An 18,829-nucleotide genomic window follows, 5' to 3' on the forward strand; every position below is an offset into this window, starting at 1 on the left:
GATGCCGGTCATTGCGGCTGGTTGGCCAATCGGTCCAGGAATGCCGTCAGCCTTTCGAACGCCTGTTCTCCCGCCTTGCCGTCGAGATCGAACTGATATTCATGCGGCAGGGCCGGACTGTAGTCGTCCGGAAAGAACAGCGTGTCGACCGCGACGCCTTGCGCCGTGATCGCGCGCGCGATCTGACGCGACTGCGGCGCCAGCGGATCGGCATTGCCGACCGAGACGAATGCCGGCGGAAATTGCGGCGTCAGGTGTCTGTCGACTGAAAATTCGGCAATGCGCGGGTCATCGTCCAGCCGCTTCACGCCGAGATACGACCACATAACGGTCCTGTTGAAGCCGGCGAAAGGCCCTTCGGGCGAGATCATCGCGGGATCGTAAATGCCGCAGAACAGTGCAACGCCTTTCAGTTGCGCGCGCTCTATGCCCGGACCAACGTCCATCATGGCGGCATAGGTGGGATTGCTGATTGTGGCAGCCAGTTGAGCGACGATCTGCGAGCCGGCGGAGTCGCCGGCAAGAAAAAGCCTGTTGCGATCGATGTGGTAGCGGCCGGCATTACCGGAAAGAAAGGCAAGCGCCTTGTTGGCCTGGAGGACTGGCGTCGGATAGCGGGCGCCGGGGGCGACGGAATAGCCGACCGAGACAGTGACGTAGCCCCGACCGGCCAGTATTTTCATATATGCCGAGATGTCGGCCTTGTTTCCGGCAACGAAGCCGCCGCCATGCACCCAGACCACCGTAGGCAACGCCTTTGCCTGAGCGTCCACGGGAAAGAAGACGTCAAGGGTCTCGTCGGGGTCCTCGCCATAGCGCTCGTCGCGCAGTTCGCCGACATTGGCGGGCACGTGCTTTTCAAGCGCGCGGTTCTTTGCCACTGCATCCTTGTGAAAAGCGTAACGGATCAGAAGGACCGAAGGCCACGGGCTGAGGACGAAAGCGGCGTAGCCGGCGGCAGCAGCCACCGCGAGAGCGACAAGACCATAGCCTACCCATTTCAATCCCACGAGGTCCGCCCTATCCGCTGGCGCCGGTCGCCAAAACGGCCAGCTCTAAATGCGTGCCGCAATCTCGGCTATTGATTCGTCCCACGCATCGCCTATAGCTGCCGCCACAGCAAGGGATTGCGATGCCGATCATCCCGAAAATTCTCGTCGTCGCCGGTTCGGTGCGCAGCGGCGCCTATAGCGGCAGGACTGCCGACGTGGCGCAGAAGGAACTTGCCATGCAGGGCGCGGAGGTGACCCGCATCTCGCTCGCCGACTATCCGTTGCCAATCCTCGACCAGGATCTGGAAAAGGACGAAGGCATTCCCGAAAACGCCGTCAGGCTCGGCCGGATGATCGCCGCCCATGACGGCCTGCTGATCGCGACGCCCGAATATAACGGCTCCATTCCGCCGCTGCTCAAGAACACCATCGACTGGGTGAGCCAACTGCGCAAGGATGGGGGCCGGACGTTCAGGCCGCTTGCCGGCAAGGTCGCCGGCCTCTGCTCGTCTTCCAGCGGACCCTTTGCAGGGATACGTTGCATCAACCATCTGCGCGCCGTGCTGGTGCGCTGCCGGATGGAGGTGGTGACACCGGAGTGTTCGGTGCCGGAGGGCGGTAGCGCCTTCGACGACGAAGGCAACTTCCGGGACGAAAGACTACGCCAATCGATGGAGCACCTATGCCGAACGCTGATCGAAACCTCGCGCATGCTGTCGACGCGGATCGAGGCATGATCCCGGACGCCGCGCGTGCCGACACAATTCAGGAAAGGCTGATCGTCGGCCTCGACCTGCCGACGCTGAGGGAAGCCGAGAAGGCGGTGCGCGAGCTCGACGGGATCGTCTCCTTCTACAAGATCGGCTACCAGCTCGCCTTTGCCGGCGGGCTCGACTTCGCCCGCGAGCTGGCCAGCGGCGGCACCAGGATCTTTCTCGACATGAAGCTGCTCGACATCGATAACACCGTTGCCAAGGGGGTCGACAACATCGTCAGGATGGGCATGAGCATGCTGACCATCCACGCCTATCCGAAGACGATGAAGGCGGCGGTCGAGGCTGCCAGGGGCAGCGACCTTTGCCTGCTCGGGGTTACCGTGCTGACCTCGATGGACGAGCAAGACGTGATCGACGCCGGCTATGAATATGACCCGCATAGGCTGGTGCTGAGGCGCTCCGAGCAGGCGCTGCATGCCGGCATGGGCGGCATCGTCTGTTCGGCCGAGGAAGCGGAGGCGGTACGCCGCATCGTCGGCCCCGATCTGGCGGTAGTGACGCCGGGAATCCGACCGAAGGGCAGCGACCATGGCGACCAGAAACGCGTGGTGACGCCGGCGCAGGCGATCCGCAACGGCTCCAGCCATCTCGTCGTTGGCCGGCCGATCGTCGGCGCCACCGACAGGCGGGCGGCGGCGGAAGCCATTCTCGATGAAATGCGCTCGGCCTGATGCCAGGAATTAACCCGGAGAAATACCATGCCCAAGGGATACTGGATCGCTCGCGTCGATGTGCGCGATGCGGAAGGCTACAAGGACTATGTCGCAGCCGCCAAGCTGGCCTTCGACCGCTTCGGCGCCAAGTTCCTGGCGCGCGGCGGCGCGCATGAGAAGGCAGAGGGACCGGGCCGCGACCGCAACGTGATCATCGAGTTTCCGTCGCTTGCGGTGGCGCATGACTGCTACCACTCGCCTGAATACCAGCGCGCCGTCGCGATCCGCCAGAAGGTGGCCGATGGCGAGATCGTCCTGGTCGAGGGGATTTAGGCGCGAAGCCGGTTCGCCGCTGCCTCCGCCATCGCATCGGCGAGGCTCAGGCCCCATTGCTTGCGACAGTAATCGCGAAAATCGAAGCAAGGCAGGCCGGGGCAGACCTCGAACTCGATGAGATGCACGCTATCGTCGGCTTCGACCCGGAAGTCGATGGAAAAGACGTCCCGCAGGCCAAGCCCGACCATCAGGCTTTCGGCGATGCGACGGATTCTTGCATCGGCTCGAGGCTGGCTGGCGTCAACGGGAAGCAGCAACGGCTCGGCGTAATTTCCGGTGGCTTTGGCCGCTTCGCCGGTATTGCCGTAAAGCGCCAGGCTGTCCTGCATGGTTTGGAAATCGCCGCCGGAATCGACAAAGGCGACGCCGAGCGCCTCAATGCCGGTATCCGGCTTCAGGCCGAGAAAGCTCGCCCGCACATTGCGTCCGGCGACATAGGGCTGGACGACGACATCGTCGCGATAGGCGGCGAATACGCGCCGGCTAAGCTTCAGCGCATGGCCGAGATCGTGGCAGCGCGAATCCGGCCAGATGCCGATCTTGGCGCCGAGCCGGTTCGGCTTGACGAACCAGCCGGCGGGCGAGGCCGGCGGCGCGACCAGCCACGCCCCGTCACGGGCAAGGCCCGCCTGCGGCACCGGCAGGCCAAGCGCGCCGAGCACGGCGCCGGACCGGAACTTGTCTTGGCAGAGCGCGAACAACGCATCGTCGGCGCCGATCGCGTCGAAGCCATTCAGCCGTGCCAGAGCCGGTGCCGCGCCGCCGCGGAAATAGGCAATGCCATCGGTCAACGTCCAGACAAGCGAGGTCTTCGGAACTTCGCCGGCGAGAACGCTTGCGGCGTCGTCGAGCGCCACCGGCGCAAACGACAAGCCGCGCGTTTGGCAAGCGGCGGCAAGTGCGTCGAATTCAGCAGCGATGTCGGTCGATTGCGCTAGGTAGGAGGCGATTTCGGCGGCACGCTCCGGCACGTGGTTATCGGCGACCAGCCGATCGAAGCAGGCCTGTTCCGGCTCGTAGACAAGGATCAGCTTCGGCTTGCGGCTTGACATGGGTGGAACGGCTCCTGGCAGCACGATTGCCTACCATCGCACGGCGAACGTATTCGGCTTGCGCGCAACCGACGTCAGCCGGACGCCTGCACGACAGCAACTGTCCTCAGGCGATCAGCACGCGCGGCTCGAAGCGACCATTGACCGGAATGTCGAGCATAAACGTCATGCCGGCTTGCGGGTCGAGCAGGCGCTGCTTCTCGCTCTTGCCCGACCAGGCGGAGGTGACCGCGATCCGGTCGGCATTCCTGCCGAGGAAAGCCGGACAGGACGGCTGCGTCGTCGGCATCGCCACCGAACGGACAAGCTTGCCGTCGGGTCCATAGGCTTCGACGACGCTGCCGCCCCAGCAAGCGTTCCACAATATCCCGTCGCGGTCGAGCACCGAACCATCGATATAGCCCTTGGCCGAACGGTGATCGACGAAGACCTTCGGTTCGCCAACCGGGAGGCCGGTCGCCGGATCGCAGCCGACGCGCATCAACAGGCCGGTGCTGGTATCGGTGTAGTAGGCGATCGACCCATCCTCGGAAAAGCAGATAGAATTGGGCACCGTGATATCCGCATAGAGCCGGCGCAGCTCGCCCTTGAAGAACCAGTAGATCGAACCGGCGGCCTTCTCCTCGCCCTTGCCCATTGTGCCGACCCAGAGGGCGCCGCAAGGATGAACGCGCGAATCGTTCGAGCGGGTGACCGTATTATCGGCCTCGATCGGGGTGTGCAGCGTCAGCTTGCCGGTCGCGACGTCGCGGACATGCAGGCCGGTCTCGGTGGCGATCAGCTGACGCTGGTCGTCGATGACGGCAATGGCACTGGCCATCTGGCGGAGCTCGTGGATCTTGACCGCACCGCCGGACAAACGCTTTTCCAGGAGCTGGCCGTTGACGATGTCGAACCAGTAGAGCGTGTCGGTCGCAGGGTCATAGCTTGGTCCCTCGCCCAATTGGCAGACATGGTCGGAAAAAACCGAAACGATTGTCTCGCTCATCATGCCACTCCAAACGCCGCGTCCCAGGCCTGAACTGCGGCTTTCGCCCGTGCTGCCACTTCGTCGACGCTCATGCCCGGCTTGAACAGGCTGGAGCCAAGACCGAAGACGCTGACGCCGGCTGCCTTATAGCCGGCAAAATCCTTGTCTGAAACGCCGCCGACGGCGCCGACCAGCACATTGGCCGGCAGCACCGCGCGCATCGCCGAAATGCCTGCCGCGCCAAGCACGCTCGCCGGGAAGAATTTCAGTGCCGAAGCACCGAGCCGGATGGCCTGGAATGCCTCGGTCGGCGTGAACACGCCGGGCATTGTCACCATACCGTACTGCATGGCACGGCCCATGACCTCGGCATCGATATTGGGGCTGACCAGCAGCCGCCCGCCGGCCTTGTGCAGACCGTCGACATCGGCGGCGGTGAGCACCGTGCCGGCGCCGACCAGAGCTGTTGGAGGAAGCGCTTCGACAATGCTGGCTAGGGAGGCAAAGGGCTCGGGCGAGTTGAGCGGCACCTCGATCGCTTCGATGCCGGCGCCGAAGATCGCCTGGCCGATCGCCACCGCCTCGCTTGGCTTCAGGCCGCGCAGGATCGCGACCAGACCCCGCTCGAGCTTTGGAAAAGGTGCGGTTTCGGTCATGCGGCAACTCCATTTTTGGCGATCATGCCATTCTCGCGCGCGGCTTCGGCAAGGCCGGCACGCACCGCCTCGTCGGCGTCGACGGCCCTGAAAGCGAGCCCGGCAAGGCCGAGCGCCTCGGCATAGAGCGTGCCGAGTGCGCCCGACGCGATCAGCACGACGGGCACAGCGCTTGCTTCATAACGGCGATTTGCCGAAGCGATCTCGCCGCCGATCAGCAGGCCGGACAGGCAGGCGGCGGCATCTTCGGGCTTCAGGTCCTGCAACAGGCTAGCAGCGCGGATCGAGAACAAACTTGAAACGACGTCACCGCCTTCGGCCAACGCCTTCAGGCACCAGTCCCGAAAAAACGGACTTTCGGCGGCAACCGGCTGCGGCGGCTCGCCCAGCGAATGGCGCAGGATCGAGTGCGCGGCCAGCACCGAAAACAGCTCGCCGGTCGGCCAGGTGCCGAACCCGGCAACAGAGCCGTCCTCGACCAGCACCCATTTCGAATGGGTGCCGGGCATGCAGACGAGGTGACGTCCCTTTGCCGGCAAACCGGCTCCGGCAAGCTGCGTTTCCTCACCGCGCATGACGTCAGGTGCATCGGCGAGGCGCTGGGCAAGGCCGGGCACAATGCGGATATCGCGGCGCTGGCCGGGAATGCGGGCAGCTTCGGCCAGGATAGCGCCGATTGGCGTGGGAACGCTGACATAGGGCGCCTCCAGCCAGCCCTGGCGCGAGCCGGCCATGCCGCAAATGATGACCGGCAGGTTTTCGGGTGCGCCCATGGCGGCCAGATGCCCTTCGAGAATGGACGAAAACCCTTTAGCCTGAGCGGTGATCAGTCCGTCATCGCCGCGCCGCTCGGCGAGAACGTCGCCGGTGCCGTCGAGCAGCCATACCCTCATGCGGGTGGTGCCCCAGTCGACGGCTGCGACGGAAGCTGCCTTGCTCGGTGAGATCACAGGAACCCCCCGTCGACGATCAGCATCTGCGCGGTCAGCATGCGTGAAGCATCCGACGCCAGGAACAGCACGGTGCCGACAATGTCTTCCGGCTGCATCACACGCTTGATGCACTGCTTGGCGACGTGAGCGGCGAGCGCCTGTTCGGTGACCCAGAGCTTTCTCTGCCGCTCGGTGATTACCCAGCCGGGCGCGATCGCGTTGACGCGAATGCCGTCGGCACCGAGCTTGCCGGCGAGACCCTTGGTAAGGCCGACGATGCCGGCCTTGGCGGCGGTATAGGCCGGCATATCGGGATGGTTGATGAGAAACGAGGTCGAGGTGAAATTGATTATCGAGCCGCCACCGGCCCGCTTCATGCCCGGCGCCACCGCCTGTGCGCTGAAGAAATGCGGGCGCAGGTTGATGGCATGGTTGTTGTCCCAGAACTCGACCGTGACGTCTTCGACGGCATGACGGTCATCCTGAGCGGCATTGTTGACCAGCACGGTCACGTCGCCATGCGCCTCGGCGGCTTTGGCGATTGATACCCGCAATGCCTCGATGTCGCGTATGTCGGTCTTGAGATAGAACGGCCGCCGGCCGAGTTCCTTGTCCAACCGATCGGCCAGCGCCAGGCTCGGACGGTCGGCGATATCGATAAAGGCGACCTTTGCCCCCTGGCGGACAAAACCTTCGGTCAAGGCAGCACCAATGCCGGAGCCGCCGCCGGTGATCAGCACCGAAGCGCCTTCGAGGTCGGCAAAGCGTGCCGATGGCATCATGAAATTCTCTCCCGGTCCAATGATCTCGGTCGGCCGGCGCGCATCCTATCCAGCCGTGTCGGGCGGGCAAGGGCGAAAGAGTGGATTGGCGCGACTTATGTCCGACAAAAGGCCGCACGCGCCGCCGATCGATCAGCCGCCCACCCGGACGCGGTACAATTCGACGGCGGCTCCGCTGGTCCCGGCAACCGGCGCAAGCCATTCCGGCACGCTGCCGCGCATCAGCCCGGCAAGAAAGCCTGCCGGCGCCTTGGCTGCGAGGAGCTTGCTTTCGGCGCTGCCGGGGCACAGCGCGACGAGGCCGACGTTATGATCCGCGACGACCGTCCTGGCATCGGCATCGGACCCAAGGAAGGCATCGAGCGCCAGCAGGTTGCCGGCGACATTGCGATGATAAGGCCCGGCGAAGACGCGATGTCCGGAATAGGCCAGGATAGGCGATCCGAGATTGGAAATTGCCAGCACGGTGGTGCCGGGCAGGCGGCCGAGTGCCGCAAAGGAGGCCTTGCGCTGGCAAGCGACGTCGGTGCCGTCGCCATTATCCGCCGTGGTGTTGCTGTGGTCGAAGGCTACCGAGGTCGCCGCGGCAGCCCCAGTCCAGACCGCATTCACCGAAACCAGCCAGACGGCAGCCATGCGCAGCGCCACACCGCGCGACGCGCTGGCCTCGGCCCGTTGACGCCATTTGGCAATCCAGGCGGCAAGCGGAATGACGGCGAAGGCGATCGAGAATGTCGAACCGCGTACCTGCCAGGCGCTGACGATGAAGGCCACGACAAGCAGCGCGCCGACAAGGCTGTCCTGCCGCCGCCAGCCACCGCGGCCAAGGCGAAGCGCCATCAGCACGAGCGCAATGAGCGGCGTGGCATAGCGCGCCACCACCCCGGCCGGATCTTCAGCGAGCAGCTTGAACAGCGACTGCGCCTCGTCGATGTGATCAAGCCATAGCTCCTTGAGGCGCGGATCGAGATTGGCATAGGGCGCTGCCAGGCATTGTGGGAACAACAAGACGACGACAGCGCCCAATAGCATGGCGAGCAGGCCAAGTGAGGCGATGCGCCGTTGGCGCGTGCGGCCGGCCGGCTCGATCGACGCTGTCGCCGCAAGGCCGGTTCCGGCAATCGCTGCGACGACGAACTGCACGGTTGAGAATGCGTCGCATTGCGCCTGGTCCCAGGCGGATGGCGCAATGGTCGCGACAAAGACGAGAGCGGAAACGCCGGCAAAGCCGAGGCCGAAATCCTTGGCGATCAGCCTCTCGCCATTGGCGTCGAGGGCAAACAGCATGGCGACATAGGCGCCGATGGTGGCAACGTAGGGCGCGGTTTCCATACCGATGGCCAGCATCAGCCCGGCGCATAGGCCGGAGAGCAATGCCGCCGCCTTGCGCAATGGCGCTTCAAGCAACAAGCTCAGGCTGGCCATGCTCAGCATCAGCTGGATATTGTGGTGATCGAGCGCGCCAGGCGAAAAAATGCCGAGGAAATGCAGTGCGGCAGCGCCGACGATGACAGCCGGCAGCACAGCGCCGCACCCGGCAAAGCTGCGCGCGGCGCGAGCCGTGAAAAATACGGTCAGGCAGAAGAGCAGCGCCGGCCACAGCACTTGCGCGACATTCTCGGCAAGCGCCGCGCTGCCGGTCAGGGCCGATACGGCGATGATGATGGCGGCGATCGGCGCATCGACCAGGCGCGACCAGTGCATGACGAAGCCGCCTTGCAGGCCCATCCTGTACTGGTGGAGATCGAACCAGCTTTGGCCGGCGAGCATGTCGCGAACTTCGACGAGGCGCAGCAGATTGTCGTTGTCGCCGCCGGCATTGGTCAGTGCCGGGAAGCCGGCAAAGGCATTGACGGCAGTTGCCAGCACCGTGGCAAGCAGCGCCAGCGCGATATCGGACCTCCAAATGAAGGCGCCATCGTCGGCTGTGCTCATATCAGGACCTTTGGAGGAATACGGGGCGGCTTAAACCTAGCCTTAACAGCTTCAATAAATAGTAAAGCCGCCCGAGCGAGGCCAGCGTTTGAGCGGTCAGGGCCTCACGGGGCATCCGGAGACGAAAATGCCACAAGACGTGCGCCATGAGCCGAGCATCGCCGTGCTGCTGCCCTGCTACAATGAGGAGCTGACGATCGGCGAAGTGGTGCGGCGCTTTCGCGAAACGCTGCCTTCCGCCGCGATCTATGTCTACGACAACAATTCGCGCGACCTGACGGCGCTCCGAGCCCGCGCCGCCGGCGCCATCGTGGTGCGCGAGCCGCGCCAGGGCAAAGGCAATGTCGTGCGCCGCATGTTCGCCGACATCGAGGCCGACATCTACCTGATGGCCGACGGCGACGGCACCTATGCGCCGGAGGACGCGCCGCAACTGATCAACACGCTGCTGACCGAGCGCTCCGACATGGTGGTGGGCACAAGGCGCGGCGTCACCGACGATGGCGGCAGGACCGGTCATGCCTTCGGCAACCGCATCTTCAACAGCCTCTACAAGCGGCTGTTCGGCTCCGACTTCACCGATATCTTCTCCGGCTACCGCGCCTTCACTCGGCGCTTCGTCAAGAGCTTTCCTGCGGTTTCCGGCGGCTTCGAGATCGAGACGGAAATGTCGGTGCACGCCTCACAACTCAAACTGCCGGTCAGCGAGATCGGGCTCGACTATGGCCGACGGCCGGAAGGCTCCTCGTCGAAGCTATCGACCTTTCGCGACGGCGCGAAGATCCTGTGGATGTTCGCCATGCTGATGAAGGAGACGCAGCCGCTGCGTTTCTTCGGCGCTTTTTCAGTGTTCTTCCTGGCATCAAGCCTGTTTCTGATGGCGCCGGTGCTGATCGAGTTCGCCGAAACCGGGCTTGTGCCGCGCATGCCGACGTGGGTGCTGTCGGTCGGGCTGCTGCTGCTGTCGATGCTGGCGGCGGTGACCGGGGTAATCCTCGATTCGGTGTCGCGCGGCCGGGCCGAGCAGAAGCGCATCTTCTATCTGTCGATGCCTTCCGGCCGCGTCGAACGTGAACGCGCAAGCGCGCTCGCGACTTTGAAGGCCGGACCGCGCAAGACCCCGCGGGCGGCTTAGATCTCTAAATGGGACGCCTCGCCCGCTTCATTGTCGCCGGCGGCATCGGCTTGGTCGCCGACGCGGCGGCGCTTTGGCTGGTGTTGGCGATAGCGCCGCTTGGCCCCTTCGCGGCTCGCATCATCTCGATCGGTTTTGCCCTGTCCGTCACCTGGCTGATCAACCGCCATCTGACCTTCTCGCCTTCCAGCCGCGGCGTCGCGCAAGAGGGCGCACGCTATGGCGGCGTCGGCATTGCCACCAGCCTCGTCAATTATCTCGTCTATTGCGCCATGCTGTTCGCGCTGCCGATGGTGCCACCGCTCGTCGCCCTTGCGGTCGCCTCACTGGTTGCCATGGCGCTGTCCTTCCTCGGCTATTCCAAGCTGGTCTTCGACCGCTGAACGCACATCGCATTGGGGTCTGCGCCACGCGAAGCGCAGCCTCATCATGACCTTGGCCGATTGGCAGAGGCCGCCGATTTCCCTATATCGCTGTCGTCGATGCATCGGCCCGAAAAATCGGAATCGATTTTCGGAAAGCACGATGCATGGATTCAAGAATGTTGGAGCGTATGTGCGTCCAGGTGGACGTACGTCGCTCCAAGTGCGCCGGAGAGCACCCATGCCCCTGAAAGTCGCCGTCCAGATGGACCACATCTCCACCGTGTCGATTGCCGGCGATACGTCGTTTGCGCTGTCGCTGGAAGCGCAGCGGCGCGGGCACCAGTTGTTCCACTACACGCCCGACCGGCTGTCGCTGCGCGACGGCAAGGTGTTTGCCCGTATCGAGGCGATGCAGGTCCGCGACGAGAAGGGCAACCATTATTCGCTGGGCGAAGAAGTCCGCACCGATCTTTCGGAGATGGACGTCATCCTTTTGCGGCAGGATCCACCCTTCGACATGAACTACATCACCACCACGCATATCCTCGAGCGCATCCATCCGAAGACGCTGGTGGTCAACGACCCGGCCTGGGTGCGCAACAGCCCGGAAAAAATCTTCGTCACCGAATTTCCCGACCTGATGCCGGATACGCTGATCACCAAGGATCCGTTCGAGGTCGCCGCCTTCCGCAAGGAGTTCGGCGATATCATCGTCAAGCCGCTCTACGGCAATGGCGGCGCCGGCATTTTCCACCTGCATGAGGCCGACCGCAACCTCGCCTCGCTGCTCGAAATGTTCGGCCAGATGTTCCGCGAACCCTACATCGTGCAGCGCTACCTCAAGGAGGTGCGGGCTGGCGACAAGCGCATCATCCTGATCGACGGCGAGCCTGTCGGCGCCATCAACCGCGTGCCGGCCGAGCACGATTCGCGCTCCAACATGCATGTCGGCGGCCGCGCCGAAAAGACCGAGCTGACGGAACGCGAACGCGAGATCTGCGCCCGCATCGGCCCCTCGCTGAAGGAGCGCGGCTTCATCCTCGTCGGCATCGACGTCATCGGCGACTACATGACCGAGATCAACGTGACCTCACCGACCGGCATACGCGAAGTGCAGCGCTTCGGCGGCGCCGACATCGCCAGCCTGTTCTGGAATGCGGTGGAGGAGAAGCGGAGCTAGCCTCGCTTCGCGAGCGGCCGCGTTGCAAACCATCGCAGCCGTTGCGTTCAGCCGTTCCCCAAATGTTCTTGCCTTCGCCGGAAATCTGTGGTTGTCTCCGGTGACGCCGTTCGCGGCATGATCGCAAAGGCTTGGGGCAAAAGCCTGCATCCGGGGTGAAGACATGGTGGCGCGGGTTCGCACGGTTGCTTTCCAAGGCATCGAGGCCGTGCCGGTCGACGTGCAGGTGATGATCGCGCCGGGCAAGGTCAACATGCACATCGTCGGGCTGGCCGACAAGGCTGTAGCCGAAAGCCGCGAGCGGGTGCAGGCAGCACTTCATGCATCCGGCCTGTCGATGCCGTCGAAGAAGGTCACCGTCAATCTGGCACCCGCCGACCTGCCGAAGGAAGGCAGCCACTACGATTTGCCGATCGCGCTCGGGCTGATGGCGGCGCTCGGCGCCATTCCGGGCGACATGCTGGCCGGCTATGTCGTGCTTGGTGAATTATCGCTCGACGGCACCATTGCCGCGGTGGCCGGCGCGCTGCCGGCGGCGATAGGCGCCAATGCCGAAGGCAAGGGCCTGATCTGCCCGTTCGCCTGCGGGCCGGAAGCGGCCTGGGCCGGCAAGGATTTCGACATATTGGCGCCGCGCAGCCTGATTGCCATCGCCAATCATTTTCGCGGCACGCAGGTTCTGTCACGGCCGGAAGCCGGCATCCATGCCGCGGCGCGCGACCTGCCCGACCTTGCCGACATCAAGGGCCAGGAGACCGCCAAGCGGGCGCTGGAGGTGGCGGCCGCCGGCGGCCACAATCTTTTGATGGTCGGGCCGCCGGGGTCGGGAAAGTCGATGCTGGCGCAGCGGCTGCCGTCGATCCTGCCGCCGCTGGCGCCCAGGGAATTGCTCGAAGTCTCGATGATCGCCTCGGTGGCCGGCGAGCTCGGGGAAGGAAAGCTCACCGACCGGCGGCCGTTCCGCGCGCCACATCATTCGGCTTCGATGGCGGCGATGGTCGGTGGCGGGTTGCGCGTGCGGCCGGGCGAGGCCTCGCTCGCCCATCACGGCGTGCTGTTCCTCGACGAGTTTCCCGAATTCTCGCCGCAGGCGCTCGATGCGCTGCGCCAGCCGCTGGAGACCGGCGACTGCATGATCGCGCGCGCCAATCATCGCGTCACCTATCCGGCGCGCATCCAGCTGGTCGCGGCGATGAACCCGTGCCGCTGCGGCATGGCCGGCGAGCCGGGCTATCGCTGCCTGCGCGGCGACCGCTGCCGCACCGACTACCAGGCGCGCATTTCCGGCCCGCTGCTCGATCGCATCGATCTCAGGATCGAGGTGCCGGCGGTCTCGGCCAGCGATCTGATCCGGCCGGACCGGGCGGAGAAGAGCGCAGCTGTGGCACTACGCGTCGCCCGCGCCCGTACGATCCAGCGTGAGCGTTTCGAACGGCTCGGCGCGACCTCCGCCACCACCAACGCGCATTGCTCGCCGTCGGTCATCGAGGAGATCGCCATGCCGGATGCCGCCGGCCTGTCGCTGCTGAGGGATGCCAGCGAAAAGCTCGGCTTTTCCGCACGAGCCTACCACCGCGTCTTGAAGGTGGCGCGGACACTGGCCGATCTTGAGGCCAGCGAGACGGTCGGCCGCATCCATCTGGCCGAGGCGATTTCCTACCGCATGAGTTCGGAGCGGATGGCACAAGCGGCGTGAGGGACGCTCCCCTCCCCCTTGAGGGGAGGGTGGCCGCGAAGCGGCCGGGTGGGGTCAGTGGTGGGACCCTCGGCCTTGCTGTATTTCGAAACCGATCCGCGTGCGGAGCGTTGCCGTGCTCTTCCCGAGGCGCATCGTCAGAATGGGCGTCAGCGCACTGCACCCAGGACCCCTCCCGGCCCTTCGGGCCACCCTCCCCTTGAGGGGAGGGGGACGCTGGCGACTATCGCTCCTGCCCTTTCGCCTTCAATTCCAACCTCCGCGCGTGCAGCACTGGCTCGGTGTAGCCGTTGGGCTGGACGCGGCCTTTGAAGACGAGATCGCAGGCGGCGAGGAAGGCGATGGACTTGTCGAATTCCGGTGCCATCGGCCGGTAGAGCGGATCGCCTTCATTCTGGCGGTCGACGATAGCCGCCATGCGCTTCATCGTCTCCATGACCTGCTCGGGCGTGCAGACGCGGTGATGCAGCCAGTTGGCGATGTGCTGAGAGGAGATGCGCAGCGTGGCGCGGTCCTCCATCAGGCCGACGTCGTTTATATCTGGTACTTTCGAACAGCCGACGCCCTGGTCGATCCAGCGCACGACATAGCCCAGAATCCCCTGCGCGTTGTTGTCGAGCTCCTTCTGGATGTCTTCCTGAGACCAGTTCGGCAGCCTTGCCACCGGTACCGACAGGATGTCGTCGAGCCTGGCCTTGGGCCGGCTCTTCAGAGCCTGCTGCACGGCGTGGACGTCGACCTTGTGGTAGTGCGTGGCATGCAGGGTTGCTGCCGTCGGCGACGGCACCCAGGCGGTGTTGGCGCCGGCCTTGGGGTGCGCGATTTTCTCGGCCAGCATTGCCGCCATCAGGTCGGGCATCGCCCACATGCCCTTGCCGATCTGGGCGCGGCCGGCCAGCCCGCATTCGAGGCCGGTATCGACGTTCCAGGCTTCGTAGGCGGCAATCCAGGCGGCCTGTTTCATGTCGCCCTTGCGGATCATCGGGCCGGCTTCCATCGAGGTGTGGATCTCGTCGCCGGTGCGGTCGAGAAAGCCGGTGTTGATGAAGACGACGCGATCTTTCGCGGCGCGGATCGCCTCCTTGAGGTTGACGGTGGTGCGCCGCTCTTCGTCCATGATGCCCATCTTGATGGTGTTTTTCGCCATGCCGAGCAGCGCTTCGACGCGGTCGAAAATCTCGACCGCGAAGGCAACTTCGTCGGGCCCGTGCATCTTGGGCTTTACGATATACATTGAGCCGGCGCGAGAATTGGCGCGCCGCCCCTTCGGGCCGATGTCGTGCAGCGCGATCAGCACCGTCAGCGCCGCATCCATGATGCCTTCCGGCACCTCGTTGCCTTCGCGGTCTAATATCGCCGGATTGGTCATGAGGTGGCCGACATTCCTGACCAGCATCAGCGAGCGGCCGGACAAGGTCAGCGTGCCGCCATCCGGCGCGGTATAGGTGCGGTCGGGGTTGAGCCTGCGGACAAAGCTCTTGCCGGCCTTGGTGATCTCTTCCGCCAAGTCGCCCTTCATCAGGCCGAGCCAGTTGCGGTAGACCAGCACCTTGTCCTGCGCATCCACCGCGGCGACCGAATCCTCGCAGTCCTGGATGGTGGTCAGCGCAGATTCCAGCACGACATCGGCAATGCCGGCCGGATCGGTGCGGCCGATCTGGTTGTTGTGGTCGACAACGATTTCGATGTGCAGGCCGCTCTTGACCAGCAGGACGGCTTCGGGATTGGCGGCATCGCCGCGATAGCCGGCAAACTGCTTGAGGTCGGCAAGCGTGGTGGCGCCGGCACCCTCGCCGAGCCGCAACATGCCGTTGGCGACCGAAAGCCCGTTGACGCCGGCCCATTTGCCTGTGGTGAGCGGCGCCGCCTCGTCGAAGAAGCTTTTCACCCAGGCGACGACCTTGGCACCGCGCGCCGGATTGAATTTGTTGCCTCGCTCGGCGCCGTCCGTCTCCGGAATGGCATCGGTGCCGTAGAGCGCATCGTACAGCGAACCCCAGCGCGCATTGGCGGCGTTCAGCGCATAACGCGCGTTCATCACCGGCACCACCAGCTGCGGCCCGGCGACCGAAGCGATTTCAGGGTCGACATTTTCGGTGGTCACGCTGAACGCCGGCCCCTCGGGCAGGAGATAGCCGATCTCGCGGAGGAACGTCTTGTAGGCCTCCATGTCGACGGGCGCGCCATTGTCGCGGTACCAGCGGTCGAGCTTGTCCTGCATGGCGTCGCGCTTTTCGAGCAGCGCCCGATTTTTTGGCGAGAGATCATGGACGATGGCCGAAAAACCGTTCCAGAATGCCTCCGCCTCGATGCCGGTGCCCGGCAGCGCCTCGTTCACGACGAAATCATGAAGCTCGCGGGCAATCCGCAATCCGGCGATCTCGACGCGATCGGTCATCAGGGCTTCTCCAGACGAAGGCTAGGCCGGGCCTTTGACATGTCAGGGTGGCAGGGTCAATTCGGCTTAGGTGAAGGTAGGGCGTTTTCGCTGCCGATCTCCCCCCTCGAGGGGGAGATGGGCGCGAAGCGGCCAGAGGGGGTCGGTTCGACCGGGCTCGGCCTCCTGCGGCACAAGGAAGTCGCGCTTCATGCGAGGCGACCCCCTCTGTCGCCTTCGGCGACATCTCCCCCTCGAGGGGGGAGATTACGCGCTCACACCGCAATCCTTGGCCGTCCCGACGCGATCGCCACGACATGCGCCTCGATGAACATGCGCTGGCCCTCGACGGTCGAGACGCGGAACTCGCTTGCGATTTCGATCTCGGCGCTGTCGGTGCCGGCGTCCTTCGCGCGTCCAGCGGCAATCGCCCGCACATCTTTCTCCGCCGCCGCGATTGCCGCCGCCTCGTCGTTGAAGTCGCGCACGCTTTCGCCTGAGGCGACACGGAACAGCCCTTCCTTGGGCTGGCTGACCCGCGCCTCGGCCGAAACCCGGACCTGGCCGACGACGGCGCCGAGCGCATTGGCGACATCGGTATCCTCCGGCACCACGCATCGATTGCCGACCAGCTCAGCCAGCCCGGCATAGTGCAGCGGCGCCGAGGCGCCGAGGCCGATGACCGGACGGTCGAGCGCGACGCTGAGGCGGGCGATGCCTGGATGGGCGTCGACGGCACGCTGGACCAGCGCATGGGCGACGGTCGCCGCACCATCCAGCCCATCCTCGGCGAAGGCGGTCTCGAGGATGACTTCGGCCGACAGGCGGGTCAGCGCGGTCAGCACCCGTTCCGAGATCGCCTCCGGCGAGGCGGCGATGAACTGGCCGCGGCCGTCACGCCTGCGCGCGAACAGCTCGGCGCCGAGACGCGCCGCGGCCGCATCCCAATTGGCCTGCCTGCCCAGCACATGCGCGGCATCCGACGGCGTGAAGCCGGCGACATGCACCAGCCCGCGCGACACCAGCCGGTTCAAGGTGGCGTTCTGGGCATTCGAGGTCAGCAATCTGTCGAGAGCCTGCGGCACGGCACCGATCAGTTCGTAAAGCTTGGCTTCGGCACCGGTCAGTCCGGCTGCGAGCCGCTCCGGCACCCCGGTGCGCACCGCCAGGCGTCCGTCCATGCGGCCGGAATTGGGAGCCCGCAACTGGCGTTCCAGCTCTGATGTAACCGCCTCGCCATGTATCATGCCGGCCAGCGCCAGTGGCACCAGGCGGCGCGGCCCGAGCAGGATCTTCGGGCTGAGCACGCCGTCCTCCAGCGCCACTTCGGAATCGCCGCCCAGCCCAAAGGTGCGCATGGCGACGGCCTCGACCATGGTGCGGAAGCCGCCGACGGTGGCGCCTTCCGGATCGAGCCGCGGCCGGCCTTTGTCGAGCACGGCGACGTCGGTGGTGGTGCCGCCGATGTCGGAGACCACGGCATCGTCGAGGCCGGTCATGTGGCGGGCACCGACGAGGCTGGCGGCCGGGCCGGACAGGATGGTCTCGATCGGCCGCTGGCGGGCAAAGGCGGCCGAGACCAAAGCGCCGTCGCCGCGCACCACCATCAGCGGCGCGGCAATGTTGCGCGCGGCCAAAAAGCCTTCGGTCGCCGCGACCAGCCGGTCGATCATCGAGATCAGCCTGGCGTTGAGCAATGTCGTCAGCGCCCGGCGCGGGCCGCCGAGCTTGGCCGAAAGTTCGTGGCTGGCGGTGACCGGCAGGCCGGTCCTGTCGCGGATCAGGTTCCGCGCGCTTAGCTCGTGCGCCGGGTTGCGGGTAGCGAAATAGGCGCAGACGGCAAAGCCGGACACCGACTTTTCCAGTTCCGGCAAAGCTGCCTCCAGCCCGGACAGATCGAGCTTTGCCGCATTGCCGTGGACATCGTGGCCGCCGGGGCAGAACACCACGGGATCGGTGCCAAGTGCGGCCTTCAGCCCGTCGCGGGCAAGGTCGCCCTCGGCAAAGCCGATCATCACCAGCGCGACCCGGCCGCCCTGGCCCTCGACCAGCGCGTTGGTGGCAAGCGTCGTCGACATCGACACCAGTTTTATCGCAGTCGGGTCGGTGCCGGCTTTTTGCAGCACCGCATCGACCGCGCCCGATATGCCGACGGCGAGATCGTGGCGCGTCGTCAGCGCCTTGGCCTTGGCCAGAACTTTGCCGCTTGGGCCACCGGCCTCCGACCACAGCACCGCGTCGGTGTAGGTGCCGCCGGTGTCGATGCCGAGGAACAGGGGTGAGGGTTTGGGCCTGGCGGTCATATTTGCGTCCGGAGAATTCGTCTCCGCCCCTTAGCGGATACCGGCCGATCGATAAAGCCGTGATGGCTGGGCCACGGGCGATGATCGTGGTGACGGCCAATCTCCCCCCTCGTGGGGGAGATGTCCGGCAGGACAGAGGGGGCGCTGTCCCGCCGACCTTGCCACGATCTAAGGCACCTCGGCGAGCCCCGCCGCAATCACGATATGCTGGCAGACATTGTCGATGTCGCGGATGATGTCATCGTTCCAGAAACGCAGGACGGTCCAGCCGTCCTGTTCCAGGCGCACTGTCCTTGCTTCGTCTCTGGCAACAGCATCGGCTTCGGTATGCTAGGAGCCGTCGACTTCCACGATCAGCTTCTGCTCCGGGCAGGCGAAATCGACAATGTAACCGGCGACCGGAAGTTGTCGCCGAAAGCCAAGCCCCATCAGCCGGTGCGCGCGAAGCTCGTTCCAGAGCTTCAATTCAGCAGAGGTCATGACCTTACGCATCGATCGGGCATTTGCGCGGTGTTTTGGAGGCGATGGCGTATGAGGCATTGTACTGCTGAAATTGACGCTCTATGGCGCCCCCCTCTGTCCTGCCGGACATCTCCCCCACTTGGGGCCTGTTGCGCAGTAACCGGGGATGTTTGGATGGGGCGGGATCGCAGGGATTTCGCTCGTCTTTGTGAGCTCCGCCCCCTTGT

The 18,829-nt window shown here is 65.0% G+C and carries 16 protein-coding genes and 1 pseudogene; 7 read left to right on the forward strand and 10 right to left on the reverse strand.

From position 1 onward, the window contains the following. Positions 1-8: 8 nt before the first annotated feature. On the reverse strand, positions 9-1,004 hold the full coding sequence (locus NKI63_RS02025) for an alpha/beta hydrolase (protein ID WP_352686206.1): 996 nt from the start codon (positions 1,002-1,004) through the stop codon (positions 9-11). Positions 1,005-1,132: 128 nt separating this feature from the next. On the opposite strand from NKI63_RS02025, the gene NKI63_RS02030 reads away from it, so the two are divergent. From NKI63_RS02030 to NKI63_RS02040, 3 genes are read left to right on the forward strand one after another with little or no spacing between them, the layout of a single operon-like run. Next, on the forward strand, positions 1,133-1,729 hold the full coding sequence (locus NKI63_RS02030) for an NADPH-dependent FMN reductase (RefSeq protein ID WP_352507080.1): 597 nt from the start codon (positions 1,133-1,135) through the stop codon (positions 1,727-1,729). Further along, complete coding sequence (gene pyrF, locus NKI63_RS02035) at positions 1,726-2,439, forward strand: orotidine-5'-phosphate decarboxylase (protein WP_352686202.1); 714 nt, start codon at positions 1,726-1,728, stop codon at positions 2,437-2,439. The genes NKI63_RS02030 and pyrF overlap by 4 nt, the downstream gene beginning before the upstream one ends. A gap of 27 nt (positions 2,440-2,466) precedes the next feature. After that, entirely contained in the window at positions 2,467-2,754 is a 288-nt protein-coding gene (locus NKI63_RS02040; protein ID WP_254815722.1) for a DUF1330 domain-containing protein, read from the forward strand. Here the strand turns inward: NKI63_RS02040 and NKI63_RS02045 are convergent. The 6 genes from NKI63_RS02045 to NKI63_RS02070 all read right to left on the reverse strand — a co-directional run bounded on the left by NKI63_RS02045 (position 2,751) and on the right by NKI63_RS02070 (position 9,084). Beyond that, positions 2,751-3,809: a D-alanine--D-alanine ligase family protein gene (locus NKI63_RS02045; RefSeq protein WP_352507081.1), complete on the reverse strand. Its 1,059-nt coding sequence runs from the start codon at positions 3,807-3,809 to the stop codon at positions 2,751-2,753. The two genes, NKI63_RS02040 and NKI63_RS02045, sit on opposite strands and share 4 nt — an antisense overlap. A gap of 106 nt (positions 3,810-3,915) precedes the next feature. Beyond that, on the reverse strand, positions 3,916-4,797 hold the full coding sequence (locus NKI63_RS02050) for an SMP-30/gluconolactonase/LRE family protein (RefSeq protein WP_352686199.1): 882 nt from the start codon (positions 4,795-4,797) through the stop codon (positions 3,916-3,918). After that, on the reverse strand, positions 4,797-5,435 hold the full coding sequence (locus NKI63_RS02055; protein ID WP_352507083.1) for a 2-dehydro-3-deoxy-6-phosphogalactonate aldolase: 639 nt from the start codon (positions 5,433-5,435) through the stop codon (positions 4,797-4,799). The genes NKI63_RS02050 and NKI63_RS02055 overlap by 1 nt, the downstream gene beginning before the upstream one ends. After that, on the reverse strand, positions 5,432-6,382 hold the full coding sequence (locus NKI63_RS02060) for a 2-dehydro-3-deoxygalactonokinase (protein WP_352507090.1): 951 nt from the start codon (positions 6,380-6,382) through the stop codon (positions 5,432-5,434). Before NKI63_RS02060 ends, NKI63_RS02055 begins: the two co-directional genes overlap by 4 nt. Beyond that, on the reverse strand, positions 6,382-7,149 hold the full coding sequence (locus tag NKI63_RS02065) for an SDR family NAD(P)-dependent oxidoreductase (protein WP_254815718.1): 768 nt from the start codon (positions 7,147-7,149) through the stop codon (positions 6,382-6,384). Before NKI63_RS02065 ends, NKI63_RS02060 begins: the two co-directional genes overlap by 1 nt. Positions 7,150-7,281: 132 nt before the next feature. After that, complete coding sequence (locus tag NKI63_RS02070) at positions 7,282-9,084, reverse strand: GtrA family protein (RefSeq protein ID WP_352507084.1); 1,803 nt, start codon at positions 9,082-9,084, stop codon at positions 7,282-7,284. Between the two features lie 127 nt (positions 9,085-9,211). On the opposite strand from NKI63_RS02070, the gene NKI63_RS02075 reads away from it, so the two are divergent. The 4 genes from NKI63_RS02075 to NKI63_RS02090 all read left to right on the forward strand — a co-directional run bounded on the left by NKI63_RS02075 (position 9,212) and on the right by NKI63_RS02090 (position 13,460). Next, a complete protein-coding gene (locus NKI63_RS02075) occupies positions 9,212-10,219 on the forward strand; it encodes a glycosyltransferase (protein ID WP_352507085.1) in 1,008 nt (335 codons plus the stop codon). A gap of 8 nt (positions 10,220-10,227) precedes the next feature. Beyond that, complete coding sequence (locus tag NKI63_RS02080) at positions 10,228-10,602, forward strand: GtrA family protein (RefSeq protein ID WP_352507086.1); 375 nt, start codon at positions 10,228-10,230, stop codon at positions 10,600-10,602. 220 nt (positions 10,603-10,822) lie between these two features. Continuing rightward, positions 10,823-11,764 (forward strand): glutathione synthase, encoded by a 942-nt coding sequence (gene gshB, locus NKI63_RS02085; protein ID WP_352507087.1) that lies wholly within the window; start codon positions 10,823-10,825, stop codon positions 11,762-11,764. 163 nt (positions 11,765-11,927) lie between these two features. Beyond that, positions 11,928-13,460, forward strand: coding sequence for a YifB family Mg chelatase-like AAA ATPase (locus tag NKI63_RS02090; RefSeq protein WP_352686193.1), 1,533 nt, complete (start codon positions 11,928-11,930; stop codon positions 13,458-13,460). A gap of 223 nt (positions 13,461-13,683) precedes the next feature. Here NKI63_RS02090 and NKI63_RS02095 read toward each other — a convergent pair whose 3' ends face one another. The 3 genes and pseudogenes from NKI63_RS02095 to NKI63_RS02105 form a co-directional block, all read right to left on the reverse strand. Next, a complete protein-coding gene (locus NKI63_RS02095) occupies positions 13,684-15,858 on the reverse strand; it encodes a malate synthase G (RefSeq protein WP_352691908.1) in 2,175 nt (724 codons plus the stop codon). Between the two features lie 254 nt (positions 15,859-16,112). Continuing rightward, positions 16,113-18,140: a hydantoinase/oxoprolinase N-terminal domain-containing protein gene (locus tag NKI63_RS02100; RefSeq protein ID WP_352820343.1), complete on the reverse strand. Its 2,028-nt coding sequence runs from the start codon at positions 18,138-18,140 to the stop codon at positions 16,113-16,115. Positions 18,141-18,308: 168 nt separating this feature from the next. Next, positions 18,309-18,680: pseudogene (locus NKI63_RS02105) on the reverse strand (endonuclease domain-containing protein). Between the last annotated feature and the right edge of the window lie 149 nt (positions 18,681-18,829).

It is taken from the genome of Mesorhizobium sp. M0410, from assembly GCF_040321435.1.
GTDB lineage: Bacteria > Pseudomonadota > Alphaproteobacteria > Rhizobiales > Rhizobiaceae > Mesorhizobium.